Here is a 24,531-nt window from a genome sequence, read left to right as displayed (position 1 = left end):
TAGCCACAATGATACTGAGAGCAGAACACCTGATAAAGAAGTATAAATCGCGCACTGTTGTAAACGACGTGAGCGTGGAAGTGAACCAAGGCGAGATTGTGGGTTTGCTGGGGCCAAACGGAGCCGGTAAGACCACGTCGTTCTACATGATCGTTGGTCTGGTGAAGCCGAACACGGGTAAGATTTACCTGGATAAAGAGGATATCACCGACCTGCCGATGTACAAGCGTGCCACGCGCGGCGTAGGCTACCTGGCGCAGGAAGCCTCAGTATTTCGGCAACTCACAGTGGAGGAGAACATCCTGTCGGTGCTGGAGATGACGGACCTGCCCAAGAAGGCGCAGTACGAGAAGGTGGAGGAGCTGCTGGAGGAATTCTCGCTGACGCACGTGCGCAAGAACAAGGGCATTGTGCTAAGCGGGGGCGAGCGCCGCCGCACCGAGATTGCCCGCGCCCTGGCCGTGGACCCGAAATTCGTGCTGCTCGATGAGCCGTTCGCCGGCGTGGACCCGATCGCCGTGGAGGAGATCCAGAGCATCGTGGCCAAGCTCAAGAACAAGAATATCGGTATCCTCATCACCGACCACAACGTAAACGAGACCCTGTCCATCACCGACCGCGCCTACCTGCTGTTCGAGGGCAAGATCCTGAAGGCCGGTACCGCCGAAGAACTGGCCGCCGACGAGCAGGTACGCCGCGTATACCTGGGCAAGCACTTCGAATTAAAGCGCAAGATCTAGTCTTTAATAGGTATATTACAAGGCTAATGTTTGCAAATGCAGTATAAGGAAAGGCTGTTTAACCCTTTAGCCAACTTACCTTGGAGATTATAAATTCAATAGTAACGTGGGTGATGAAGAAGCGGATCCACGACATTGATCTGTTTCGGAAGTACCCGCATGAGGTGCAGCTGGAGTTGTTTCAGAACCTGATCAGCACAGCCAAGGGCACAGAATGGGGCAAGAAGCACGGCTACGGCGACAGCCTGAGCGTGCGGGAGTTCCAGGAGCGGGTGCCCATCAGTACCTACGAAGACCTGTACCCTTATATTGAGCGCGTGATGAAGGGGGAGCAGAACCTGCTGTGGCCTACCAAGATCGAATGGTTCGCTAAGTCCTCAGGCACCACCAATGCCCGCAGCAAGTTCATTCCTGTCAGCCCGGAGTCGCTGGAAGATTGCCACTACAAGGGCGGCAAAGACATGCTCTCCATTTACGTGAACCTGTACCCCGACACGAAGCTTTTCACAGGCAAAGGCCTTTCTATTGGCGGCAGCCACCGCCCCAGCGAGCTTAACGCAAAGGTAAACTGTGGCGACGTGTCTGCCGTGATCATGCAAAACCTGCCGATCTGGGCAGAGGCCATGCGCACGCCCCCGCTGAAGGTGGCCCTGATGGACAAGTGGGAGGAGAAAATAGAGAAGATGGTGGAGCTGACGGTGAAGGAGAACGTAACCAGCCTGAGCGGTGTGCCCACCTGGACCTACGTGCTGCTGAAGCGCATCCTGGCAGAAACAGGCAAAAGCAACATCCTGGAAGTATGGCCTAACCTGGAGCTGTTTACCCACGGCGCCGTGGCCTTTGGACCTTACCGCCAACTGTTCCGCGAGATTATCCCATCCAGCCAGATGAACTACCTGGAAGTATACAACGCCTCCGAAGGCTTCTTCGGGATACAGGACCAGCGCGACACAGAGGATGAGATGCTGCTGATGCTGGACTATGGCGTGTACTACGAGTTTATTCCCATGGACCAGTTGGAGGAGGAGCATCCCAAAACCCTGACTTTAGACGAGGTGGAGCTCGGCAAAAACTACGCCCTCGTTATCTCTACCAACGCCGGTCTGTGGCGCTATAAGATCGGAGACACCATCCGCTTTACAAGTATAGATCCTTACCGCATTAAAATATCGGGGCGCACCAAGCACTTTATCAATGCCTTTGGCGAGGAGGTGATCGTGGAGAATGCCGAGGAGGCCATAACCGCCGCCTGCAATGCCACCGGGGCCGTGATTTCTAATTTTACGGCGGCACCTATATATCTGGAGAGCGAAAAGCGCGGCGGCCACGAATGGCTGATTGAGTTTGAAAAAGAGCCAAGTAGCCTGAAGCAGTTCACGCAGGTGCTGGATGAGAGGCTGCGCGAGGTAAATTCAGACTACGACGCGAAGCGCCAGAACGACATTGCCCTGCAGGAGCCGTTGGTGCATGCCGCCCCCCAAGGCACGTTTATGAGCTGGCTCAGCCACAAAGGCAAAATGGGCGGCCAGAACAAAGTGCCCCGCCTCAGCAACACCCGCGAATACCTGGAGGAGATCATGCAGGTAAACGGGCTGTAGAGAGTTGATAGAGTTAGAAAGTTGCCCATCTCCTGCTCCGCCTTGTTAAAAGGGGGTGCATACTCCAAATATGACTATTGTAGCAGTGACGATTCGCTTGTCCTTCTACAAAGATCTTGGGTGAAGGATAATCAAGTAGCAACTACAAGGCAAACAAGTTGCTGTATTGATAGCGGGCTCCTCTCTTAGCCAAGGAGGGGTAGGACTTATAAAGTATAAAACATCAGCCCCGGCAAGTATATGCTTGCCGGGGCTGATGCGTTAAAGTATAAATCTATACTTTCTACTCTAAAAAGCTGCTCATAAAGCCGCCTTCCTTGTTGGCGTTCTCACCGCGTGGCATCAGCGCCTCGATCAGCTTCTTCACCGGCATCGACTGCAGCCACACACGGCCCGTGCCGCGCAGGGTAGCCAGGAAAATTCCTTCGCCGCCGAATATCATCGATTTTAGGCCGCCGGCGCGCTGCACGCTGAAATCTATCCCTTCCTCAAAGGCCACCACGCAGCCTGTGTCTACGCGCAGTGTTTCGTTGTTTAGTTGCTTCTCTACAATGGTACCGCCGGCGTGCACAAAGGCCAAACCGTCGCCCTGCATCTTCTGCAGTATAAAGCCCTCGCCGCCGAAGAAGCCGGAACCTAGTTTCTGGTTGAAGTGGATGCTGAGCTTGGTGCCCAAAGCCGCCGCCAGAAAGGCGTCTTTCTGTGTGATGAGGGTGTTGCTGCGGGTCGCGCTCAGGTCTATCGGGAGGATAGTGCCAGGGTAGGGGGCCGAGAAAGCTACGCGGCTCTTGCCATGCCCGCGGTGCGTGAAGTGCGTCATGAACAGCGACTCCCCCGTAATCAGGCGGCTGCCGGCGGAAACGAGTTTGCCGAAGAACCCTTGGCTGGGGTTGGAGCCATCGCCCATCTTGGCCTCGAAGTCAATGCCTTCCTCCATGTACACCATGGCGCCGGCCTCGGCAATTACCGTTTCGTGCGGGTCCAGCTCAATCTCCAGCACCTGGATGTCGTTTCCAAAAATCTTGTAGTCGATCTCGTGTGAGTTTCTCATAGTTGGTTATAGTAGATGTTGTGAGGATGGAAAGATAGCTGATTTTTAAGAGACAGAGAATATAAAGCCGATGCTAGTAGGATGAAACACCGGCTTTCGATCTAAAACTAAAAGTCATAAGGCTGTGGCGCATTAACGCTCCTCGTCCTCATCCTCCTCGCCTTTCTTGCGGCGCCGGGCTTTGGGCAGGTTCTTGTCATCCTCCTCGTCAGACACGGCGTTGGTATTGCGCACAAAGTCCTCGTCGGTTTCCTCCGCTTCCTCGGTTTCCTCCACATGGTATTCCTCTTCTTCCTCACGCTTTGCCTTTTCGGCCGCATCGCGCTTCATCAGCTTCTTATCGTCCACGTTTCGGTTCAGAAACTCGTTTATCTTATCGATGCTATAGTTGGAGATGATCTCGCCGTGCTCATTCACCTTGATCTCAAACCCCTCCAGATCCTTGTGCACCCGCGACTTCTTTTTCTCGCTCTTGCTCTCTTTTTTATTCTTAGCCATGGTGTTTCTCGTGTGGTTATACTTAGTTGTATAAGCGAGGCAGGCAAATTTGTTGCAGGGCGGGGGCAAAGGGCATTAAAAAAGGCCAGCCACAGGGCCAGCCTTTCTTAAGTTCCAGATTGAAGGACGAGTACAAAACAACCTAAGGTATAGGTGAAGCCTTATGGTTGCTGCTTGTCAATTGTTGAGCAGTCAGGCTTTCTCCTTCTCCCCAACTGCCGTTTGTCCTTTGTCTAACTGTCTTTTGTCTTAAAATCTATACTTTACGCGGATACATAATGGCTCAGCTTGCTGATAGCGGTTTCGATGCGTTGGATCGTCTCCTCGCGGCCGATCACCTCAATGATCTGCATCAGGTCCGGGCCCGCCTCAGCACCGGTTACCGCCAGGCGCAGCGCCTGCATCACCTGCCCAAGCTTCATGCCGTGGCGCTCCAGGATGCTTGTCAGCAGCTCCTTCACAGTATCGGCATTAAAATCCTGCAGCGACGGCAGCTCGTTCTTGAAATCCTCGAAAACAGCCACCGACTGGGCGTTCCACTTTTTGGAAGCCACCTTCTCGCTGTACTCCTCCGGTGCCACGAAGAAGTACTTGGCCTCCTGCCAGAAATCCTGCGGGAACGACACGCGCTCTTTCATCAGGCCGGCGATTTTCTCTGCTTTTTCCGGTGTGGTGGTGATGTTGTGCTCTGCCAGCGCCTTGATCAGGTAGTTGGCCAGTTCGCTGTCCGGCTTGGCGCGCAGGTACTGCTCGTTAAACCAGCGGGCTTTCTGAATATCGAAACGGGTGCCGGACTTGCCGATACGCTCTACCGTAAACTCATTGGCCAGCTCCTCCATCGAGAAGATTTCCTGGCTGGTGCCTGGGTTCCAGCCCAAAAAGGCCAGGAAGTTGATAAAGGCCTCCGGCAGGTAGCCTGATTCACGGTAGCCGGATGATATCTCTTTGGAGAACGGATCCTCCCAGCGCAGCGGGAACACCGGGAAGCCCAGCTTGTCGCCGTCGCGCTTGCTTAGCTTGCCGTTCCCATCCGGCTTCAGCAGCAGCGGCAGGTGCGCAAACTCCGGCATGGTGTCTTCCCAGCCCAGGTAGCGGTACAGCAGCACGTGCAGCGGCGCAGACGGCAACCACTCCTCGCCACGGATCACGTGCGTGATCTTCATCAGGTGGTCGTCCACGATGTTGGCCAGGTGGTATGTCGGCATGCCGTCCGATTTCATCAGAACTTTATCGTCTATGGAAGAAGAGTGTACCATTACCCAACCGCGGATCATGTCCTTGAGGCGGATCTCCTCCTTGCGCGGCACTTTCAGGCGGATCACGTAAGGCTCGCCGCTCTCCAGGCGTTTCTTCACCTCATCCTCTGGTAGGGTGAGGGAGTTCTTCATCGTCATGCGGGTGATGGCGTTGTATTGCGGTGTGGCCACTTTGGCCGCCTTCAGGCGCTCGCGCATCTCCTCCAGCTCCTCGGCCGTGTCGAAGGCGTAATAAGCATGGCCGTCGTTTACCAGTTGCAGGGCGTACTGCATGTACATCGGCTTGCGCTCCGACTGGCGGTAAGGTGCGTACGGGCCGCCGTTCCAGGGGCTCTCGTCCAGTTCAATGCCGCACCACTCCAACGACTCCCGGATGTAATCCTCAGCGCCCGGCACAAAGCGGTTCTGGTCGGTGTCCTCGATGCGCAGGATCATTTTGCCGCCCGTTTTGCGGGCCAGCAGGTAATTGTAAAGGGCGGTGCGTACACCACCGATATGGAGAGGCCCGGTTGGGCTTGGGGCAAAGCGTACTCTAACTTCTCTTTCCATGTATGGTTGTCTGATTCAGATCATTGAAATTCGCTGCAAAGGTACGAAATAAAGTATCGTTTCGGTAACGGTAAAATGCAGCAGGCGTTGCAAAAACAAAACTGCACCCGCGCTGGCAGTAAGCTTATCCTATATACCATAAACATAATGGGCCGATTGCGTATCAGCAAGTAGTTAAGCCGCACAGCATGGTAAAGAAGCGCGCCTGGTTGATCTGGTGCTTGTTAAAAGAAACGGGCCTTGAGTTCATCGATAACAACTCCTTCCAAAAAGGGGCTGCGCTGGCGTACTACACCATCTTTGCACTGCCACCCATGCTCATTATCATCATCAGCGCAGCGGGCTATTTTTTCGGCGAGCAGGCCGTGTCGGGGGAGGTATACTACCGCATCAAGGAGCTGATTGGTACGGAAGGGGCCTACTCAGTGCAGAAGATGGTGGAGAACGTGAACGAGTTCGGCGATTTTAACTTGGCTGCCATTGTTGGCGTCAGTGCCTTATTTATTGCCGCCACAGGGGTTTTCATCTCCCTGCAAGACTCCCTAAACGAGATATGGCACGTAAAGCCGGTGCCCAAGCGCGGCTACGTGAAGCTGGTGCTAGACCGCGTGCTCTCCTTTGGAATGATCCTGACTATTGCCATTGTGCTGCTGCTCTCGCTGCTGGCCAACACCATACTGGTGGCTATCGGTGATTTTCTGACGGCGCGCTTTGCAGGTTGGATCGTGTATGTGCTGCACGCGGCTAATTTTTTGTCGGCCTTTCTGCTGATGTCGTTCCTGTTTGCCTGTATCTATAAATTCTTGCCGGATGCTAAGATCAAGTGGCGCGACGTGACGGTGGGGGCCCTGGTAACCTCGCTGCTGTTTGTGCTGTTCCGGGGCCTGATCGGGTTTTACCTCGGCAAAAACGACATGGCCTCCGTTTACGGCGCGGCAGGCTCGGTGGTGATTATACTTACCTGGGTGTTTTTTACCTCACAGATTATCTTTTTCGGGGCCGTTTTCACGTTTGTGTACTCGCGCAAGTATGGCCATAACATTTACCCGGCAGAGTATGCGGTGCGGGTGATACGGAAGGAGGTGGAGGTGGGCAACTCTGCTGTAAACGCCGAGCCCGGCAAGCACGAGCGCGACGTATACGGTGAGCCGGAGGAGGAGCCGACCAGCGAAAGTGATGCCGCCAAAGGAGCGAATATTTGAGGGGTAAAAGGAGTGAATGTCGCCAGCCTTGCTGTAAGGCTTCAAGGCAAAAATATTAGCTTTCCCTGGCGCAAGCGTCCGCTTGTGCCGCTATTAGCTGCTGCTTTCTGCCACTGGACACAAGCTTCCCTTACTAGCTGCTGCTGATCCACAGCCTTACAAACTGCTTGTTTCATCTCTGGCTTTCTGCTCTCCAGCCCGAGAGGGCTCGTCTTCGGGCATCGCGCTGGGAGCTTTTCCTGCCCTCGTGCCTCGGGCTGCCTCGCTGTCGCTCGTCACCGGAAAAACTCGCATAGGCGCTCAACCCAAAGACTGGTATCAGCTTCAGATAGCCTCGGCTTAGCAACGTGAACCAAAGTTCCTCTTCGAAGAGGGGGTGATAGTTGCCTGCTGATTCCCCTCCGTGGAAGGGTCAGGGGTGGGTTTATGCTTCTGCTGATGCTCCTCCAGCAGCTATGAAACTTATACTTTAGCATCAGCAATGACAGGCTCCCCTCCTGGGGGTAGGGGCCCTCGAAAAAGACAAGAAGGGGCAGGGGTGGTTAGGCACAGCGCCGGTTGGAGAAAGTATAAAAACACAAAAGACAGAGAAGCTATACTTGCCAACCCTGTCTTTTGTCAGAAACCCTTCGTCTCACGAAGCTATTTTACTGCAATACACGAAATCTCCACGTTCACATCCTTGGGCAGGCGGCTCACCTCCACGGTTTCGCGGGCAGGTGGGTTGCTGGTGAAGTAGCTGCCGTAGGTCTCGTTGATCTTGCCGAAGTTGTTCAGGTCTTTCACGAAAATAGAGCACTTTACTACGTTGCTGAAGTCCATGCCTGCTTCTGAAAGTATAAACTGCAGGTTTTTCATCACCATGTGTGTTTCTTCTTCGATGCTGCTGCTCACCAGTTCGCCAGTTTCCTGGTTCAATGGGATTTGGCCTGAAACATAAAGGATGCCGTTAGCCATAGTTGCCTGGCTGTAAGGCCCGATAGGAGCAGGAGCCTTGGCAGAGTTGATGATGGTATGTGCCATAGAGGTTTGGTTTTAGTTTGTATCTTTACTATCAAAAGTACAGAAAATATGCGCATTGTTGTTTTGTCTGGCCCGGAAATGGCCGTGGAGTTTAAGCAAAAGTTTCAGGAGGAGCGGGAAGGCGTAAGTTATACTTTCCTGCACAGCCATACCCTGGTAGATGAGCAGCTGAAACCCACAGACGTGGTGTTCGACTTCCTGCTGCACGAGCAGCCGGAGCGCCTGGCCATGTACGCGCCGGGGCAGGTGGTTTTCTGCAATGCCGCCACGGTGCAGCTGGCCGCGCTGGCAAGCCAGGCAGAGCTGGAGCAGCCTTGCACGCTGATCGGATTTAACGGACTGCCTACGCTGTTCAACCGCCCGGTGCTGGAGGTGAGCGTGCTGCACGAAGGCTGCCAGGCGCAACTGGACGAAGTATGCCAGGCCCTGGGCACAGAGTACCTGCTGGTGGATGACCGTGTAGGCATGGTAACGCCACGCCTTCTATGCATGATCATCAATGAGGCATGCTATACCCTACAGGAGAAAACAGCAGGGATACACGATATTGACCTGGGCATGAAGCTCGGTACCAACTACCCGAAAGGACCTTTTGAGTGGGCTAACCAAATCGGCGTGAAAAACGTGTACGAGGTGCTGCAGGCAGTATATGAGGATACCAAAGAAGAGCGTTACAAGATCTGCCCGCTCCTAAAAACAAAGTACCTGAAAGGCGGGAGCTTTTAAGGTATACTTTGGAGGCTGACATTTACTCTGGCCTAGTGAAAGCCTACCCCTAACCCCTCTTAGGAGAGGAAGTCATCCCACCCCGGCCCTCTCCTAAAAGCAGGGGAGAGAATTCAGCTGCACCGGGTCCAACCACACCTGCCCCTCCTTGGCTAAGGAGGAGAGCTCTATTCAAGCTCCGTCAGCCTAAGCTATCGAAATATTTCCCAGTCCTTGGGTGGGGGTAGGGGCCCTCGAAAAAGAGCGCCTTCTAGATTTCCGGTGCCGAAGGCATTGCGACAGCAAAGGAAATGTAGACAGCGCGATGCCCTTATCGAGGGCCCCTACCCCCAGGACGAGGCCTCCCGACCTGGAGGGAGCCAAGCAGGAGATGCAACGATAGGCTTGTAAGGCTGAGGATCAGCAGTCGCTATAAAAGATAGCTCGTGCCAAGCTGCGGGAAAAACGCCTACAGAAGTATAGCAGAAGCAAGTATGGTTCCTCAAGCCACTTAGATTGTAAAGCTGAGCGTACAGCAAGCTACGGGCTGCAAGCCTGCCCCGCTTGTGCCTCCGGAAAAGCATAGTATACCTGAATAGCTGTACAGGATACCTCATAGATCCACTATGAACTGCCCTTTATTTTTAGATCACTATACTTCTATATTGATGCCGCTTTCCCTATCTTGAGCAGCAAGTGTACCTTTTACTGAAAACAAATGAGAACAACTTTACTCGCACTGCTCTTAAGTATGGCAGGTGCCGGAGCCATGGCACAAGCTAACGAGGCCGCCAACTACCAGATCACCATCAACGGCAAAACCCAGGATATCACCCTGGGCAAAGAGTATAAAATGAAACTCGCCAATGGCAAGGAGGTGACGGTGGCCGTGCAGCAGAAAGATGTGCTCACCTATCAGGACGACTGGATTTCATTACAGTACCCCAAGGAACTGCACCCTGCCTTCACCTCCCCCGATCCGGATCTGGAGCAAATGACGCTGCTGACGGCCAACGGAAACGGGGTGCTGGTGCAGAAGTACAAGTCCATTAACCCCTCAAGCCTGGTGGACCTGATGCTGAAGGAAGTGACAAACGAGGAGGCAAGCTTCGGCTATAGTGTAACAGAGCAGCCCTTCGAGCAGAAGCTAAAGTCGGGGCAGCAGGCGAAAGGGAAAACAGTGGAACTGAAGCTAGGCAGCGAGGTGCAGCGGTACACGGTGGCGGCGCTGGGCGGCGAGAGCGAGGGTATAATCTTTATCACGATGCTTAACACCGGCAGCGACCATCAGGACAACAAGGTAATTCAGTTGTTCCTCGATTCGCTGACTTATCACCGAAACTAAAACAGCTATATTAAAAAAGGGAGCCATAACAGCTCCCTTTTCTATTTTATACTTACTGCGGACTATTCCACGGTAACAGACTTAGCCAAATTGCGGGGCTGGTCTACATTGCAGCCGCGCATCACAGCAATGTGGTAAGACAGCAACTGCAGCGGGACAACGGATAGCAGCGGCACCAGGTGCTCACTTGTCTCCGGAATCTCGATCACGTGGTCTGCCATGGCCGGAATGGTAGTGTCGCCCTCTGTCACGATCGCGATTACCTTACCTTTACGGGCCTTCACCTCCTGCACGTTCGACACGATTTTCTCATACGAGCTGTCCTTTGTGGCAATCACCACCACCGGCATCTGCTCGTCGATCAGCGCGATCGGGCCGTGCTTCATCTCTGCGGCAGGGTAGCCTTCGGCATGGATGTAAGAGATTTCCTTCAGCTTCAGGGCTCCTTCCAGGGCAACCGGGAAGTTGTAGCCACGGCCCAGGTAAATACAGTTAGGCGCGTCCTTGTACTGCTCCGCAATCTGCACGATCTGGTCGTTCAGCTTCAGGGCCTCCTCTACCTTGCTTGGTATTGTCTCAAGCTCTACCATCAGTTCCCGCAGCTTGGTCGTTTCCAGGGCGCCGCGCTTGCTGCCGATAATCATGGCGATCAGCGTGAGTACCGTTACCTGCGCGGTAAAGGCCTTGGTGCTGGCCACGCCAATCTCAGGCCCGGCGTGCGTATAGGCGCCGGCATCTGTAGCACGGGCAATAGAAGAGCCCACCACGTTGCAGATGCCGAAGATCGTGGCGCCTTTGGATTTTGCCAGTTCGATAGCCGCCAATGTGTCCGCCGTCTCACCAGACTGGGAAATGGCGATCACGATGTCCTTCTCGTTGATGATCGGGTTGCGGTAACGGAACTCAGAGGCATACTCTACCTCCACCGGTATGCGCGCCAGGTCCTCGATCAGGTACTCGGCCACCAGGCCGGCATGCCACGAGGTGCCGCAGGCCACAATAATGATGCGGTTGGCGTTCACGAACTTGTTCTCGAACTCGCGGATGCCCGACATCATCAGGTGGTCGCTTTCGGCAATCATGCGGCCGCGCATGCTGTCCAGGATAGAGCGTGGCTGCTCGAAGATCTCCTTGAGCATGAAGTGCTCATACCCGCCCTTCTCGATAGACTCCAGCTCCATCTCCAGCGTCTGCACGTACGGCGTCTGCTTCACGTCCTCTTTGGTGCGGATGTCCAGTTCACCGTTGTTGATGATGGCCAGCTCGTAGTCGTTCAAATACACTACCTCATTGGTGTACTCAATGATCGGTGTGGCGTCTGAGGCCAGGAAGTACTCTCCCTTGCCGATGCCCACTACCAGCGGGCTGCCTTTACGCGCCGCGATCAGCTGGTTGGGGCTATCTTGGGCCAACACCACAATCGCGTAGGCACCCACCACCTCGTGCATGGCCAAGCGAACCGCCTCCGGCAGGGTGCAGTTGTTGTTGGTGCGGATGTCCTCGATCAAATTGATAAATACCTCCGAGTCTGTGTCTGACTGGAACGTATGGCCTTTCTCGATCAGGAGCTTCTTGAGTGAGGCATAGTTCTCAATGATGCCATTATGGATGATGGCAATGTTACGGGAGGTAGAATAATGCGGGTGCGCGTTCACATCGTTCGGCTCACCGTGCGTGGCCCAGCGGGTGTGGCCCATGCCGATGTTGCCGTGCGTGTCCAGGGAGCCAATATAGGCCTCCAGTTCTGCCACTTTGCCTTTTTTCTTGTAAACGTTCAGGTCGCCGTTCATCAGCGCAATGCCCGCGCTGTCGTATCCGCGGTACTCTAGCCTTTTCAGGCCTTTAATAATGATTGGGCTCGCTTCCCGATGCCCAACGTAAGCTACAATTCCACACATAGATTTTCTTTATTTTCTCTCATAGAAACACATAGGTAACTGCAAATGTACCTATTTCTTATATATCTCTATAACTTCTACACCTTAGCTTTGTGTTTTGAGTAGTAGTGTACAGCCTAACCTGTTGGCTGTCAATTGGGTGGTGCTAAATAAAAAAGGCTGCTGCTTTATTACGGAAATGTAATATAAGCGGCAGCCTTTTGTAGTTTTATAGTACAACGCCTCTGGCGGGATGCCCCTCTTGCTACTTATACATTACGCAAAGTACAAAAAAGAAGAGAGGCTAAACAGAATCTTATTTGCTCAGTTCGTTATATAAATTATAGTAATTGTCCAGAAGAGTGTCGTCAGCGCAAACCGTGCTGATGGTCTTCTTCTTCATAAAGTCAGAGAACAGCGCATTGATGTTCTCGCTGAAGTCTTCATTCGTCTTGATCACGGCGTCGGCATACTCCATGCCGCATTTGATAAAGCCGTTCGTGTCAGCCGACTCCAGGTGCTTCAGCATGCTGTCGTCAATGTCCAGCATCTTCACTTTCTCCAGCAGGTCTTCGCTGAATTTATGGGTATAGCTGTTGTTGTACACCGTAAACATCGACTTTGAGTCCTTAAAGATCGGGTCCTTCTTATACGTGGTTTTCAGGTACATCGGGATCAGGCCTGTCATCCAGTCGTTGCAGTGCACAATATCCGGCGCCCAGCCCAGTTTCTTCACGGTCTCCAGCACCCCTTTGCAGAAGAAGATCGCGCGCTCGTCGTTGTCCTGGTGGAATTTGTTGTTCTTGTCCACGAAAACAGACTTTCTGTGGAAATAATCTTCGTTATCGATAAAATAAACCTGTAGCTTCGCATTCGGGATGGAAGCCACTTTGATTACTAACGGCTTTTCATCGTCACCCACGGCGATGTTGATACCTGAAAGGCGCACTACCTCATGCAAACGGTTCTTGCGCTCGTTTATCAGGCCGAACCGCGGCACAAAGATCCGGATCTCCATCCCTCGCTCCTGCATACCTTGCGGCAGGGTCTGTAGGAACTCTGCTACTTTTGAGGTTTGTAAGAAGGGATTGATCTCGGTGGCGGCGTATAGGATTCGCAATTTTGACATGGGTATGAAATTAAGATTTTAATAAGCAACAGTATAGGGTCGTGCAAAATTAGTATTTTTTATTCTGATTTTCAATTTAAAACGCTGTAACTTACTTTTGCCGGCTTTACAGGAGCATCACCACACACACCACCAACATGGACGTTATTGAGCGGGTAAACATCATCCGGAGCCGCATGTACAGCCTGCGCTGCGGCGGCAAACGCATCGGCTTTGTGCCAACCATGGGCGCCCTGCACGAAGGGCACCTGCAGCTGCTGCGCGCTTCTGTGCAGGAGAACGACGTTACCGTTTGCAGTATTTTTGTGAATCCAACCCAATTTAATAACCCGGACGATTACAGGCTTTACCCCCGCACCATGGAGCAGGACGCCGCGCTGCTCAGGTCAGTTGGCTGCGACATTCTGTTCGCCCCGCACGCAGGGGAGGTATATGCACAACAGTCGCTGCTGCAGTTTAGTTTCGGGCCGCTGGAAGCTGTGATGGAAGGGGAGCACCGCCCGGGCCATTTTAACGGGGTGGCTACGGTTGTGGGCAAGCTGTTCCACTACGTGCAGCCGCACCGGGCTTACTTTGGGCAGAAGGACCTGCAACAGGTGGCCATCGTAAAGCAGCTGGTGCAGGGGCTGAGCTTCGATGTGGAGGTGGTGCGCTTCCCGACGATGCGCGAGGCAGACGGGCTGGCCATGTCGTCGCGGAACAAGCGCCTGGACGCGGAGCAGCGCCAAACGGCCCCTATCCTGTACAACGCCCTGCAGCTGGCCAGGCAGCAGCTCGGTACTAAGCCGGTTTATACTATAAAAGCCACCGTGGAGGCCTACCTGTCTAACGCAAACCAGGTGCAGCTGGAGTACTTTGAGGTAGCCGACCCGGATACCCTGCAGCCGCTGGCGGAGGTGCAGCCGGGGCAGGAGGTTGCCCTCTGCATTGCCGCCTATGTGGGCACCGTCCGCCTCATCGACAACATTCTGGTGAATCTAAACGCAGTATAGATTGTTTAGGGGAACAGGTAGGATAAGCCGCTGTTAGTGTTGGTAGTTATTATGCAGCCAATTATCTAACTTTGCGCTCCATTACAAATTACACCATGTATATTGAGGTTTTAAAATCCAAAATCCACCGCTGTAAGGTTACGCAGGCCGAGCTCCACTACGTGGGCAGCATCACTGTAGATGAGGACCTGATGGACGCCGCCAACATCGTGGAGAATGAGAAAGTACAGATCGTTAACATCAACAACGGCGAGCGCTTCGAGACCTATGTGATCAAGGGCGAGCGCGGTACCGGCACCATTTGCCTGAACGGCCCGGCGGCCCGCAAGGTGCAGGTGGGGGATGTGGTGATCATTATCTCTTACTGCAGCATCAAGTTTGAGGATGCCAAAGCCCACACACCTACGCTGGTGTTCCCTGACCAGCACAACCGCCTGGTATAACCCCCTTGCATGAATAAACTGCTCTCGTTTCTGAAGTATGTCCTGCTGCTAGGCGTGTCTGCGTTTCTGATGTGGTATGCGCTAAAGGAGCTCGATTTTCAGAAAATGTGGGCAGAGCTGCAGAACGCAGACTACGGCTGGGTAATGGTGTCGGTGCTGATGGGGGTGCTGGCATACCTGAGCCGCGCCGTGCGCTGGCAGATGCAGATAAAGCCCACGGGCTACAACCCTCCGCTCCGCACGATCTACAACGCCATGATGGTTGGCTATGTGGCCAACCTGGTGCTGCCCCGCATGGGGGAGGTGGTGCGCTGTACCATGCTGCGCCGCTCGGATAACCTGCCCATCAACACGGGCTTCGGTACCGTCATAGCAGAGCGCTTTATCGACATGGTGATGCTGCTGGCGGTAGTGGGGCTAACCTTTTTGGTAGAGTTTGGCCGCATACGCGGCTTCTTCCTCGGCCTTTTCACAGACAAGTATGCCAGCCTGGAGCAAAGTGTAAGCTCGTTCTACTGGGCCTTCTGGGTGCTGTTCATCCTTACGGCAGCGCTGCTGTTTGTGGGGGTGCGCTACCTGAGCCTGCTGCGCAAGAACGTATATTTCCGAAAGGCAGTGCGCTTTGCAAAGGGGGTGCTGAAAGGCGTGTTCAGCATCGCCAAACTCGAGAACCAGTACCGTTTCTGGGGCCATACCTTGTTTGTGTGGCTGATGTACTACGGCATGAGCCTGACGGTGTTTTATGCCCTGCCTGCCACGGCCAGCCTAGGCTGGGGGGCGGCTCTATCGGTGCTTTTGGCCGGCACACTGGGCATGGCGGCGCCGGTGCAGGGCGGTATCGGCGTGTACCACCTGATGGTGCAGGCCACGCTGCTGCTCTACGGCGTGCCCAAAGAGGCCGGCATGGCTTACGCGCTGCTGGCGCATACTTCGCAGACACTCTTGGTTGTTGTGATGGGAGTGATTAGCTTTATGGCAAGCATGCTGCGCCGCACAAAGCCGGCAACACAGCAAAGCCATACTTCTGCCTAAGCCATGAACTCAAAAGAGAAAATCTACAGCCTGCCGCAACTCCTGGAGCAGGTGCAAAGCTGGCGCGCCCAGGGCCAGCAAATCGTTTTCACCAACGGCTGTTTCGACCTGCTGCACCTGGGCCACGTCGATTACCTTGAAAAAGCCAAACAACTCGGCGATAAACTTGTTTTGGGGCTGAATACCGATGCCTCCATCAGTCGCATCAAAGGACCCAGCCGCCCGCTTCAGGACGAAATGTCACGCGCGCGCGTTATGGCATCCCTTTTGTTTGTAGATGCAGTGGTGCTCTTTGACGAAGACACGCCCCTGAAACTGATAGAGGCGGTGCAGCCGGACATCCTGGTAAAGGGCGATGACTACGCCGTGGAGCAGATCGTGGGGCACGAGGTGGTGCAGGCGCGTGGCGGGTCGGTGAAGACAGTGCCGCTCGTAAAGGGCTATTCCACCACGAGCATCGTAAAGAAGATAGAAAACCAATTAAACAAACATAACTGACTGAATCATGATCTGGATAATAATGATTGCCATGATGCTCGCAAGCTGGCTTGTGAGTTGGCGATTAAAGAGTAAGTTTCAACAATACTCGCAAATACCGCTTAGCTCTGGCCTTACCGGCCGCGAGGTGGCGGAGATGATGCTGCGCGACAACGGCATTACGGATGTGCGCGTGATATCGGTAGCCGGCAGGCTTACCGACCATTACAACCCGGCCGACAAAACCGTGAACCTGAGTGAGTATGTGTACGAGGCCCGTAGCGCCGCCGCCGCCGCCGTAGCCGCCCACGAGTGCGGGCACGCCGTGCAGCACGCGCAGGCATACAGCTTCCTTAAGTTCCGCTCCGCCATGGTGCCGGCGCTAAGCATTGCCTCCCGTTACATGCAGTGGATACTGCTGATTGGTATCTTTATGCTGCAGACCACGCCAATTCCGTTGGCTATTGGTGTGGCGCTGTTTGCCCTGACCACCCTGTTCAGCTTTGTGACGCTGCCCGTGGAGTTTGACGCAAGCAGACGTGCCCTGGCCTGGATCGACCGCCGTGGCATTGTGACCTCACAGGAGCACGGCATGGCGAAAGACGCTCTGAAGTGGGCCGCCATGACGTATGTGGTTGCCGCGCTTGGATCGCTGGCCACGCTCTTGTACTACGCTTCGCTGTTGATGGGTCGCCGCGACTAAGAATTGTTTAATCTGCCTGATTAAATGGGCGCCGCCTTTGCTTATTGCACTGGCGGCGCTTTCTTTTTACCGGAATTTGCACCTATTTCTGTTTTTTTCCGTCTGGCCCTACTTGTGCTGCAACAATTATTAGAATATCAGGTTGAATAAATGCAACTGAATTTCATAATTTTGTACCGGAATTAAAAAAATAATCAAAAATCATCCTTTAGATAACCAATATGAATTTTGAACTAACAGAGGAACACTTGGCAGTTCAGGCCGCTGCGCGAGAATTTGCACAGACTGAGCTGCTGCCTGGGGTAATTGAGCGCGACGAGCAGCAGAAATTCCCGACTGAGCAGATCAAGAAAATGGGCGAGCTGGGCTTCCTGGGCATGATGGTTGACCCTAAGTACGGTGGGGGCGGCATGGACACCATTTCTTATGTGCTGGCCATGGAGGAAATCTCTAAGGTAGATGCCTCTGCGTCGGTGGTGATGTCTGTGAATAACTCGCTGGTGTGCTGGGGTTTGGAGAAATTCGGCACCGAGGAGCAGAAGCAGAAATACCTGCCAAGGCTGGCTACAGGCGAGATCATCGGCGCTTTCTGCCTCTCTGAACCAGAGGCCGGGTCCGATGCCACCTCACAGCGCACCACCGCCGAAGACAAGGGCGATTACTACCTGTTGAATGGTACAAAAAATTGGATTACGAACGGCAGCACCGCTTCTGTTTACCTTGTAATAGCGCAGACATACCCTGAAAAAGGACACCGCGGCATTAATGCACTGATCGTAGAGCGCGGCATGGAAGGGTTTACAGTAGGATTAAAAGAAAATAAATTAGGAATTCGCGGCTCCGATACCCACTCTTTAATGTTTTCTGACGTAAAAGTACCAAAAGAGAATAGGATTGGAGAAGATGGCTTCGGATTTAAGTTTGCGATGCAAACACTGGCTGGAGGACGTATCGGTATCGCTGCCCAGGCGTTAGGTATCGCTTCAGGAGCCATGGAACTGGCCGTGAAATACGCGAAGGAGCGTAAGGCCTTTGGTGTGGAGATCGCTAAACACCAGGCGATACAGTTTAAACTGGCTGATATGGCCACAAACATTGAGGCTGCCCGCTTGTTATGCCTCCAGGCCGCGAGCGATAAAGATGCTCACCGCGACTACGGCATGTCTGGTGCTATGGCTAAGCTGTTCGCTTCTAAAGTAGCTATGGAAACAACCGTGGAAGCAGTGCAAGTACATGGTGGTTACGGTTTCGTGAAAGAATACCATGTGGAGCGCCTGATGCGTGATGCAAAGATCACACAAATTTACGAAGGCACCTCTGAGATTCAGAAAATAGTAATTTCGAGAGAACTGCTGAAGTAACAAAAGGCTTAAAAGGCTGTTTCCATGTGATTTGAGCTATAGATAGTCTTTATTGAATTAAAATAAATTTTAATATTAATTTTGAATTTTGTAAAGATTAGTCTTAGCTTTAGGCCAAAATTAAAGGGTTTATAGTATAAAAGTTAGTTGGTAACACACATGGAAGATTACAATAAGATTATTGAATCGCTTGGGGTGCGATTCATTAAGGCTAAAAATCTGGTGTTGCAGCAGCCGTTTACGGTGCGCAACTACTATGATGTAGGTAACAATTTGATCCTGCTGCACAACGGCAGTATCTTTTTCGGTGATGAGGAGCAGGTGGTAGAAGAAGGGGAACTTCTATTCATTCCTGGCGGCCGCAGCACCAAGGTTACCTATGGCCCGTCCGGTGAAGGAAAGTCCATCACAAACGACGACCTGATCACGAACAGAGAGAAGTTCTTTAGAAGCAACAACGACCTGGACCTGATCGGAGACGCTGAGGAAAGCCACACGTATGTGAGCTTTGAAGCAAAGGTTTTTGACTCGGTTAACTTCTTTGCATCGCTGGACCTGCCGGCATTCCTTATCTCTAACAATTCTAAGCTCGCCAACCTGGTGATCAAAGTGGTGGAGGAGAGCATGCAGGAGCTGCCAGGCAAGGAGCGCCTGATTAACCTGTACACCGAGCAGATCGTGGTGGAGATCGTGCGCCACATCCTCAAGAACAGAATGTTTGTGGAGCAGCTGGCAACGAACAGCACGTACTTTAAAGATCCTCGCCTCATTGACCTGTTCAACTACATCAAGGAGAACCTGGGCGGCGATTTGTCTAACAAGGTGCTTTCTAACGTGGCCAATGTGTCGGAGGATTATGTAGGACAGTACTTTAAGATGCTGACCGGCATTAACCCGCAGGACTACATTGAGTACCAGCGTATGGAGCGTGCTGTGTTCCTGCTGCGCACTACCAAGAAGAGCATCCGCGAGATCGGCAAAGAAGTTGGGTACAAAGACACGGCTTACTTCTGCCGCCGCTTTAAGATGATGTTCGGTATACCTGCCGGCAAGATGCGCCGTCGCGAATCAGCGATGAACATCTAAGGCAACATTATACGAAGCTACAAGTGAAGAAACCTCGGCCAAAAAGCCGGGGTTTTTTTCTATGTGGTTGCCGATCACGATCACGTCGGCGCCTGCCTCCAGTGCTGACGTGGCTTTGGCTGTGGTATCGATGCCCCCGCCCACGATAAGCGGCAGTTCCACCGCCTCGCGCACGGCCGCAATCATCTCCGCCGAAACAGCCTTCATCGCTCCGCTGCCGCCATCCATGTAAATGTATTGCAAGCCCAGCAACTCGCCGGCCATGGCGGTGCAGGCGGCAATGGCCGGCTTGTCGTAAGGGATGGGTGTGGTACCGCTCATGTACGAGGCGGTGGTCTGGCGGCCGGTATCGATCAGCATATAGCCGGTGGGGTACACCTGTAGCTGGCTGGCTTTAAGCAGGGGGGCTGAGACAACGTGATGGCCGATGAGAAAGTCGGGGTTGCGGCCTGAGATGAGGGAAAGCAGCAGGATGCCGTCGGCCTGAGTGTCGATGTGCTGGCCGCTGCTCGGGAAAAGTATAACAGGTACGCTGCTGTGCCTCTTAAGGAGAGCAATGATGCCGGCCTGGTTTTGGGAGGTGATGAGGCTGCCGCCGACAAAAAAGAAATCCACGGCGTGGGTCTCGCTCAGGGCGATAAGGTTCAGGCAGGAAGCCTCCGTCAGGTTATCGGGATCGAGTAGCACGGCAAAGTGCTTCCTGCCTGGGGTAAACGATTGTCTTGGGCTGTGGCTGTTAAATGGCATCCTTCTCCGGAACGATATACTCGGTTGTCTCTATCTCAGTAACCGCTACCACAGGCTCAGCTGTAGTGGGCTTAGCCGCAATATCGTTATTTTCAGAGACACTGTTTAAGTATTCTTCCAGCTTTTTGGTGGCATACATCATCAGCAGCGCCAGCACCTGCTGCTGCAGGGCCTTGCTTAGCTTCGGGCTCAGGAACGGCTCAGACTTTTTTTTTACGTCTCCGGCCGGGGTGGCGCGGGGCATCTGCTCCGAAGCCAACGTATAGCTGTCCTCCTGCTCATGCACATAAGAATCGTAATCGATGTACGGGGTAGAGGTGTAGTGCGACGGGTAAGCGGCGGCCACAAACGTGCCGTGCGGCTCGTGCTTCTGCTTCTTGCCTCTCTTGCCGGCCTTGTCTTTCTTTTTGCCCCCGCCGGAGAAGGCGCGCCGTAACAGCCAACCAGCGAATAGCACGCCGCCCGCTATGGCCACTTTCTTGCCGATTTCCTGCCCCTGCGATTTGATCTGGTCAACATCGCCCATCAGCGCTCTTTTATACTCCTCCTTCTGCCGCTCTAAGAACTCGCGCTCGTTGTCAAACAATGGGTTGTTAAGTTCGCTCATATGTGTTTCTCTCGTTTGTCTGATTTATAAATCGTGTTGTCGAATGCCTTGTCGGCCATACCTTGGAACACCTTCTTGTCCAGGCCTACTACAAGTATAACTAAAAGTATGATGTAGAAGAGCGCCACAATGCCAAAGCCCCAGAAAGAGCTGTCGAGGAGGTGGTTTAGCAGCAGCCCCAGAAATACGTTTACAAAGATAAGAACCATGAAAGCGATAACCCCCAGCAAAACGCCGTGCATGGCGCCAACAAGGGCAGCCTTCAGCTTTTCCTGTATCTCCAGACGTATAATGTCTATGCGGGTATCAATGTACCCCATCAGGTTCTCCATGAGGTGAGGGTTCCGTTCGCGGGTTCCGTTATCTTGTTCTAGAGCCATAGTTCTATTCTGCTTTTTTTGATACTTGTTCTGTATACGAGGGTAGATTAAAAAATTTACGTAAAGTATAACTTGTTAAAACTGTAGTACGGATTTTGAGGTTAATTGTATAGGTTTAGTTAAATTTAAGACTGTTCTTCTCTAAAGATTTTTACCTGCTTGAACCATAACCACTACCAAGTTTTAGGTGTAAGCCATACGGCCTCGGCGCAGGAGGTAAAGGCAGCGTACAAGCGGCTCGCCATCAAGTATCACCCCGACAAGAACCCGGGCAACGTGCTTGCCGAGGAGATGTTCAAGCAGGTGAACGCCGCCTACCAGGTGCTGTCTGTCCCGAGCAAGCGCGCCATGTATGATCTGCGGCTGCAGTACCAGCGCGAGCAGCAGTACCGTGCCGTGATGCAGCACCAGCCGCGGCGCTACGACCCGCGCCATTACACCACCCGCGAGCCGGCCGGCGTAAGCGAGCGCCACTACAAGAAGCGCCAGCCCAAGAGCAACAGCTTTTCCCGCAAAGACTGGTATATTACACTGGCCTTTGCCGGCGGGCTCATCCTTTTCAGCCTGCTGCTTAAAACCGTGATGGACCACATTGCCGGGGAGGACAAGTATAAAACAGCCCTCACTTACATTGCCGACGGCAAGTACACCAGCGCCCATCGCCTGCTTACGGATGCCATTGACTTTATTCCGGATAAGGCGGCCGCCTACGAGGCCCGCGCCATGATCGAGCTGGATGTCTACGAGAACTATACCTCGGCGCTGCAGGACCTGAACAAGACCATATCGCTACAGGAGCAGCCCTCGGCGCAAGTATACTACATGCGTGGGCGCAGCCTGCAGCAGCTGGAGCAGTACCAGCAGGCCGAGGAAGACCTGACAAGGGCGCTGGAGCTGAACGATAGGCTGTGGCTCGCCTACCTGAAGCGTGGGGAGGTGCGCCTCTTTTACCTGCACCGGTATGAGGACGCTATCACTGACTTGAGCACGTTCCTGCGCAATAGCAGCATCGGGCCAGAGCAGGTGGAGGCATTAACGTTCCGGGGCTTTGCCTACTATAAGCAGGGGCAGTGGGGGCAGTCGGAGCAGGATTACCGGGCCGGCCTTGTTGCCGATAAAGCCAATGGCCGCCTGTATTACCTGCTGGGCCGCACCGAGATGGAGCAGCAGCTGGCAGACTCAGCGTGTGTGCACTTCTCCCAAGCCTACGAGCTGGGGTATAGCGCGGCGCTGCTGGAGCTGCGGGCCAAATGCCAGCCTTAGTTCATTTGCAGCACCTTCTCCCGAAACGCCTCGCCGTTCCACTCCTGGGCACCAATGTATATGGCTGCTACTTCGCCCTTGCTGTCGAGCAAGTACGTGGTGGGGAAGATAGTGAGCGATTGCGTGGCTAGCGGCTTGGTGGCGCGGAGGTAGGTAAACGTATAGCCCTTCCTCTGGCGGAACTTCAGCAGCTTCTCCACCTCCTCATCTGACACGGTAAGTATAGAAATCTTGTCTGGCAGGTTTTGCCGCAGCGCCTCCATGGCCGGCATCTCCTTCAGGCAAGGCTTGCACCAGGTAGCCCACACGTTCACCAGCAGCGGCTTGCCCCGGTAGTCCTCCAGGCTTACCGGCTCCCCTTCCAGGCTGGTAAGCTCCAGCGCCTGCCAGTCTACCTGCCGTGGCACTAGCCTGTTGAGCATGGTAAAGGCAAACACCGCGATAACGGCGGCTACGGCAAAGCCCACGGCATAGGCAGCCCAAAACATTCTCCTTCGCGTCATGCTGTTAAAATTGTATGGGCTGGATGAACAAAAGGTAAACAAGCGAGAGCAGGAGCACCGTGCCGATGCCGGCCGACATGCCGGCAAAGATGGCGCTCCAGTATATTCTGTTCTTCATGGCAGGATGGTGTTGGTGCGGTTCTGAGGCTAAAGTATAAAAACCATGGCGAAGGGCATAATGCGGTTTTTACAACTGCAGGGGCGGAAACAAAGTATAGGAAGTGCCGGTTTTACCAGGGGGTATAAAAACAAAAAACCCTCACCGGTTAAAGTGAGGGTTTCGTGGTGATGAGTGGAATCGAACCACCGACACAAGGATTTTCAGTCCTTTGCTCTACCAACTGAGCTACATCACCAGCTCTTGTTGTGTCCCCTTGTTCCGAAAGGGTATGCAAAAGTAGTAACCAATTTTTAAGTAGCAAACATTCGGCAGAAAAATATTTTAAAAAAGTGCGCTGGCGTACATCTTTCTCAAGATTCTGCTATCTTTATCTATAAATTAGTATGTATAACGAATAATTTGCCGTGATAGGAATAGAGAACATCATCTTTTTGGTTGTGGCTGCCGTTGGCATCGGGTTGTTTATATGGCAGATCCGCAAGATCCGCAAAAACGTCCTGATGGGACGCGATGTTGATATTTCGGACAACCCGTCTGAGCGTATCAACAAAACGCTGTTGGTGGCTTTCGGGCAGCAGAAAATGTTTAAGCGCATGCTGCCGGCGGTGTTGCACCTGTTTGTGTACGTTGGCTTTATCGTGATTAACATCGAGGTGCTGGAGATCCTGATCGACGGTATCTTCGGAACGCACCGCGTGCTGGGCTTTGTCGGCCCGCTTTACAGCGGCCTGATGGCATTGAACGAGATACTGGCCGCGCTGGTGATTATCGCCTGTGTGATGTTCCTGTGGAGGCGCAATGTAACCAAGGTGCCACGGCTCGCAAACGGACCGGAGCTGCGCGCCTGGCCTAAGCTGGACGCCAACATTATCCTGATCACAGAGATTGTGCTGATGCTGGCGCTCTTTGTGTTCAATACCGCTGACCTGAAGCGGGTGCAGCTTGCCGGCGATGAAGTGGTGGGGGCCTATCCCGTGAGCCAGTTTTTTGTGGATGCTTTCGGTAGTGACCCGGAGCAGCTGTACATCATAGCCAAGGTAGGATGGTGGTTCCACATCCTGGGCATACTTGCCTTCATGAACTACCTGCCAAGCTCTAAGCACTTCCACATCATCATGGCCTTCCCGAACGTGTACTACTCCAAGTTAGTGCCGAAAGGCAAGTTCACGACAAACCCAGCCATCACGCACGAGATCAAAGCCATGCTGGACCCGAGTTACCAGCCGCCCGCCCCGGAGGTAGACGCGGAGGGCAACCCGGTGATGCAGCGCTTTGGCGCCAAAGACGTGGAAGACCTGACCTGGAAGCAGCTGATGGACTCTTATACTTGTACAGAGTGCGGCCGCTGTACTTCGGTTTGCCCGGCCAACCTTACTGGCAAGCTGCTCTCGCCGCGAAAGATCGTGATGGATACCCGCGACCGCATGGAGGAGAAAGGGGAGCACCCGGCCATTTTCGCGCCGAACCACTACAAGGAGCTGGGCGAGGAGCGCGTGGCGACAACCGATGAGAAGACGTTGCTGCGCGGCTACATTACGCCGGAGGAGCTGTGGGCCTGTACTACCTGCAACGCCTGCGTGGAGTCCTGCCCAGTGAACATCGACCAGCTGTCCACGATCATGGACCTGCGCCGTTACCTGGTACTGGAGGAGTCTGCCGCGCCAGCCTCGCTGAACGCCATGTTCACCAACATCGAGAACAACGGTGCGCCGTGGGCCTTCCCGGCATCCGACCGCTTTAACTGGTCCGAGGAGCTGTATGTGCCTTCTAAAAACTAGATAAAAGAATTTTTAGACAGAGGACAAAAGACTACTTGAGGGCCCTTCGAATGGAGTCCTTTATC

At 53.5% G+C, this 24,531-nt stretch carries 24 protein-coding genes and 1 tRNA gene; 14 read left to right on the top strand and 11 right to left on the bottom strand.

Going from position 1 to position 24,531, the window contains the following annotated elements; genetic code table 11:
* The first annotated feature begins 8 nt into the window (after positions 1–8).
* The gene (gene lptB / locus PXG97_RS13760; protein WP_276498337.1) at positions 9–740 is read left to right on the top strand and encodes an LPS export ABC transporter ATP-binding protein; all 732 of its coding nucleotides are present in this window, start codon (positions 9–11) and stop codon (positions 738–740) included.
* Between the two features lie 80 nt (positions 741–820).
* On the top strand, positions 821–2,338 hold the full coding sequence (locus PXG97_RS13755; RefSeq protein ID WP_476745370.1) for a GH3 auxin-responsive promoter family protein: 1,518 nt from the start codon (positions 821–823) through the stop codon (positions 2,336–2,338).
* Positions 2,339–2,621: 283 nt separating this feature from the next.
* Here the strand turns inward: PXG97_RS13755 and PXG97_RS13750 are convergent, their stop codons facing one another.
* From PXG97_RS13750 to gltX, 3 genes are all read right to left on the bottom strand, one after another.
* On the bottom strand, positions 2,622–3,389 hold the full coding sequence (locus tag PXG97_RS13750; RefSeq protein WP_276498335.1) for a TIGR00266 family protein: 768 nt from the start codon (positions 3,387–3,389) through the stop codon (positions 2,622–2,624).
* Positions 3,390–3,521: 132 nt separating this feature from the next.
* Positions 3,522–3,887, bottom strand: coding sequence for a hypothetical protein (locus tag PXG97_RS13745; RefSeq protein ID WP_276498334.1), 366 nt, complete (start codon positions 3,885–3,887; stop codon positions 3,522–3,524).
* 263 nt (positions 3,888–4,150) lie between these two features.
* Positions 4,151–5,692 (bottom strand): glutamate--tRNA ligase, encoded by a 1,542-nt coding sequence (gene gltX / locus PXG97_RS13740; protein WP_276498333.1) that lies wholly within the window; start codon positions 5,690–5,692, stop codon positions 4,151–4,153.
* 188 nt (positions 5,693–5,880) lie between these two features.
* Here gltX and PXG97_RS13735 point away from each other — a divergent pair, with 188 nt between their 5' ends.
* Complete coding sequence (locus tag PXG97_RS13735; RefSeq protein ID WP_276498332.1) at positions 5,881–6,894, top strand: YihY/virulence factor BrkB family protein; 1,014 nt, start codon at positions 5,881–5,883, stop codon at positions 6,892–6,894.
* A 642-nt stretch (positions 6,895–7,536) separates the two neighbouring features.
* Here the strand turns inward: PXG97_RS13735 and PXG97_RS13730 are convergent.
* Entirely contained in the window at positions 7,537–7,917 is a 381-nt protein-coding gene (locus tag PXG97_RS13730; protein ID WP_276498331.1) for a RidA family protein, read from the bottom strand.
* 48 nt (positions 7,918–7,965) lie between these two features.
* Between PXG97_RS13730 and PXG97_RS13725 the strand changes: the two genes are divergently transcribed.
* Positions 7,966–8,643: a 3-hydroxyacyl-CoA dehydrogenase family protein gene (locus PXG97_RS13725; protein WP_276498330.1), complete on the top strand. Its 678-nt coding sequence runs from the start codon at positions 7,966–7,968 to the stop codon at positions 8,641–8,643.
* Positions 8,644–9,340: 697 nt separating this feature from the next.
* Positions 9,341–9,967 (top strand): hypothetical protein, encoded by a 627-nt coding sequence (locus PXG97_RS13720; protein ID WP_276498329.1) that lies wholly within the window; start codon positions 9,341–9,343, stop codon positions 9,965–9,967.
* 62 nt (positions 9,968–10,029) lie between these two features.
* Here PXG97_RS13720 and glmS read toward each other — a convergent pair whose 3' ends face one another.
* Both glmS and PXG97_RS13710 read right to left on the bottom strand, forming a co-directional pair.
* Positions 10,030–11,865, bottom strand: coding sequence for a glutamine--fructose-6-phosphate transaminase (isomerizing) (gene glmS / locus PXG97_RS13715; RefSeq protein ID WP_276498328.1), 1,836 nt, complete (start codon positions 11,863–11,865; stop codon positions 10,030–10,032).
* A 295-nt stretch (positions 11,866–12,160) separates the two neighbouring features.
* Positions 12,161–12,973: a glycogen/starch synthase gene (locus PXG97_RS13710; protein WP_276498327.1), complete on the bottom strand. Its 813-nt coding sequence runs from the start codon at positions 12,971–12,973 to the stop codon at positions 12,161–12,163.
* Positions 12,974–13,110: 137 nt separating this feature from the next.
* On the opposite strand from PXG97_RS13710, the gene panC reads away from it, so the two are divergent.
* From panC to PXG97_RS13675, 7 genes are all read left to right on the top strand, one after another.
* Complete coding sequence (panC, locus tag PXG97_RS13705; RefSeq protein WP_276498326.1) at positions 13,111–13,965, top strand: pantoate--beta-alanine ligase; 855 nt, start codon at positions 13,111–13,113, stop codon at positions 13,963–13,965.
* 95 nt (positions 13,966–14,060) lie between these two features.
* Positions 14,061–14,408 (top strand): aspartate 1-decarboxylase, encoded by a 348-nt coding sequence (panD, locus tag PXG97_RS13700; RefSeq protein WP_276498325.1) that lies wholly within the window; start codon positions 14,061–14,063, stop codon positions 14,406–14,408.
* Positions 14,409–14,417: 9 nt separating this feature from the next.
* A complete protein-coding gene (locus tag PXG97_RS13695) occupies positions 14,418–15,440 on the top strand; it encodes a lysylphosphatidylglycerol synthase transmembrane domain-containing protein (protein ID WP_276498324.1) in 1,023 nt (340 codons plus the stop codon).
* A 3-nt stretch (positions 15,441–15,443) separates the two neighbouring features.
* Positions 15,444–15,938: a D-glycero-beta-D-manno-heptose 1-phosphate adenylyltransferase gene (rfaE2, locus tag PXG97_RS13690; RefSeq protein WP_276498323.1), complete on the top strand. Its 495-nt coding sequence runs from the start codon at positions 15,444–15,446 to the stop codon at positions 15,936–15,938.
* 7 nt (positions 15,939–15,945) lie between these two features.
* Positions 15,946–16,620, top strand: coding sequence for a zinc metallopeptidase (locus PXG97_RS13685; protein ID WP_276498322.1), 675 nt, complete (start codon positions 15,946–15,948; stop codon positions 16,618–16,620).
* 221 nt (positions 16,621–16,841) lie between these two features.
* On the top strand, positions 16,842–17,981 hold the full coding sequence (locus PXG97_RS13680) for an acyl-CoA dehydrogenase (protein ID WP_276498321.1): 1,140 nt from the start codon (positions 16,842–16,844) through the stop codon (positions 17,979–17,981).
* A gap of 159 nt (positions 17,982–18,140) precedes the next feature.
* Entirely contained in the window at positions 18,141–19,067 is a 927-nt protein-coding gene (locus tag PXG97_RS13675) for an AraC family transcriptional regulator (protein ID WP_276498320.1), read from the top strand.
* Here PXG97_RS13675 and PXG97_RS13670 read toward each other — a convergent pair.
* The 3 genes from PXG97_RS13670 to PXG97_RS13660 are packed head-to-tail and all read right to left on the bottom strand — an operon-like array spanning position 19,050 to position 20,801.
* A complete protein-coding gene (locus PXG97_RS13670; RefSeq protein WP_276498319.1) occupies positions 19,050–19,814 on the bottom strand; it encodes a phosphoglycerol geranylgeranyltransferase in 765 nt (254 codons plus the stop codon). The genes PXG97_RS13675 and PXG97_RS13670 overlap by 18 nt on opposite strands.
* A complete protein-coding gene (locus tag PXG97_RS13665) occupies positions 19,804–20,421 on the bottom strand; it encodes a hypothetical protein (protein WP_276498318.1) in 618 nt (205 codons plus the stop codon). Before PXG97_RS13665 ends, PXG97_RS13670 begins: the two co-directional genes overlap by 11 nt.
* Positions 20,418–20,801 (bottom strand): phage holin family protein, encoded by a 384-nt coding sequence (locus PXG97_RS13660; protein ID WP_276498317.1) that lies wholly within the window; start codon positions 20,799–20,801, stop codon positions 20,418–20,420. The genes PXG97_RS13665 and PXG97_RS13660 overlap by 4 nt, the downstream gene beginning before the upstream one ends.
* Before the next feature lie 159 nt (positions 20,802–20,960).
* Between PXG97_RS13660 and PXG97_RS13655 the strand changes: the two genes are divergently transcribed.
* Entirely contained in the window at positions 20,961–22,064 is a 1,104-nt protein-coding gene (locus tag PXG97_RS13655) for a J domain-containing protein (protein WP_276498316.1), read from the top strand.
* Here the strand turns inward: PXG97_RS13655 and PXG97_RS13650 are convergent.
* Positions 22,061–22,567 (bottom strand): TlpA disulfide reductase family protein, encoded by a 507-nt coding sequence (locus PXG97_RS13650; RefSeq protein ID WP_276498315.1) that lies wholly within the window; start codon positions 22,565–22,567, stop codon positions 22,061–22,063. The genes PXG97_RS13655 and PXG97_RS13650 overlap by 4 nt on opposite strands.
* Before the next feature lie 283 nt (positions 22,568–22,850).
* A tRNA-Phe gene (locus PXG97_RS13645) sits at positions 22,851–22,923 on the bottom strand.
* Between the two features lie 169 nt (positions 22,924–23,092).
* Here PXG97_RS13645 and PXG97_RS13640 point away from each other — a divergent pair.
* On the top strand, positions 23,093–24,466 hold the full coding sequence (locus PXG97_RS13640) for a 4Fe-4S dicluster domain-containing protein (RefSeq protein ID WP_276498314.1): 1,374 nt from the start codon (positions 23,093–23,095) through the stop codon (positions 24,464–24,466).
* The last annotated feature ends 65 nt before the right edge of the window (positions 24,467–24,531 follow it).

Source organism: Pontibacter litorisediminis (assembly GCF_029360645.1).
Lineage (GTDB): Bacteria > Bacteroidota > Bacteroidia > Cytophagales > Hymenobacteraceae > Pontibacter > Pontibacter litorisediminis.
The sequence above is the reverse complement of the archived record's forward strand: the minus strand, read 5'-3'. Positions and strand labels throughout refer to the sequence as shown.

Excerpts from the sequence above, each read along its gene's own strand:
- panD (WP_276498325.1), top strand. The coding sequence starts at position 14,061 with ATGTATATTGAGGTTTTAAAATCCAAAATCCACCGCTGTAAGGTTACG.
- rfaE2 (WP_276498323.1), top strand. The coding sequence starts at position 15,444 with ATGAACTCAAAAGAGAAAATCTACAGCCTGCCGCAACTCCTGGAGCAG.
- PXG97_RS13710 (WP_276498327.1), bottom strand. The coding sequence starts at position 12,973 with ATGTCAAAATTGCGAATCCTATACGCCGCCACCGAGATCAATCCCTTC.
- PXG97_RS13670 (WP_276498319.1), bottom strand. The coding sequence starts at position 19,814 with ATGCCATTTAACAGCCACAGCCCAAGACAATCGTTTACCCCAGGCAGG.
- PXG97_RS13725 (WP_276498330.1), top strand. The coding sequence starts at position 7,966 with ATGCGCATTGTTGTTTTGTCTGGCCCGGAAATGGCCGTGGAGTTTAAG.
- PXG97_RS13720 (WP_276498329.1), top strand. The coding sequence starts at position 9,341 with ATGAGAACAACTTTACTCGCACTGCTCTTAAGTATGGCAGGTGCCGGA.
- PXG97_RS13735 (WP_276498332.1), top strand. The coding sequence starts at position 5,881 with ATGGTAAAGAAGCGCGCCTGGTTGATCTGGTGCTTGTTAAAAGAAACG.
- PXG97_RS13750 (WP_276498335.1), bottom strand. The coding sequence starts at position 3,389 with ATGAGAAACTCACACGAGATCGACTACAAGATTTTTGGAAACGACATC.
- PXG97_RS13685 (WP_276498322.1), top strand. The coding sequence starts at position 15,946 with ATGATCTGGATAATAATGATTGCCATGATGCTCGCAAGCTGGCTTGTG.
- panC (WP_276498326.1), top strand. The coding sequence starts at position 13,111 with ATGGACGTTATTGAGCGGGTAAACATCATCCGGAGCCGCATGTACAGC.
- PXG97_RS13665 (WP_276498318.1), bottom strand. The coding sequence starts at position 20,421 with ATGAGCGAACTTAACAACCCATTGTTTGACAACGAGCGCGAGTTCTTA.
- PXG97_RS13660 (WP_276498317.1), bottom strand. The coding sequence starts at position 20,801 with ATGGCTCTAGAACAAGATAACGGAACCCGCGAACGGAACCCTCACCTC.
- PXG97_RS13675 (WP_276498320.1), top strand. The coding sequence starts at position 18,141 with ATGGAAGATTACAATAAGATTATTGAATCGCTTGGGGTGCGATTCATT.
- PXG97_RS13730 (WP_276498331.1), bottom strand. The coding sequence starts at position 7,917 with ATGGCACATACCATCATCAACTCTGCCAAGGCTCCTGCTCCTATCGGG.
- PXG97_RS13650 (WP_276498315.1), bottom strand. The coding sequence starts at position 22,567 with ATGACGCGAAGGAGAATGTTTTGGGCTGCCTATGCCGTGGGCTTTGCC.
- lptB (WP_276498337.1), top strand. The coding sequence starts at position 9 with ATGATACTGAGAGCAGAACACCTGATAAAGAAGTATAAATCGCGCACT.
- glmS (WP_276498328.1), bottom strand. The coding sequence starts at position 11,865 with ATGTGTGGAATTGTAGCTTACGTTGGGCATCGGGAAGCGAGCCCAATC.
- PXG97_RS13695 (WP_276498324.1), top strand. The coding sequence starts at position 14,418 with ATGAATAAACTGCTCTCGTTTCTGAAGTATGTCCTGCTGCTAGGCGTG.
- PXG97_RS13745 (WP_276498334.1), bottom strand. The coding sequence starts at position 3,887 with ATGGCTAAGAATAAAAAAGAGAGCAAGAGCGAGAAAAAGAAGTCGCGG.
- gltX (WP_276498333.1), bottom strand. The coding sequence starts at position 5,692 with ATGGAAAGAGAAGTTAGAGTACGCTTTGCCCCAAGCCCAACCGGGCCT.
- PXG97_RS13680 (WP_276498321.1), top strand. The coding sequence starts at position 16,842 with ATGAATTTTGAACTAACAGAGGAACACTTGGCAGTTCAGGCCGCTGCG.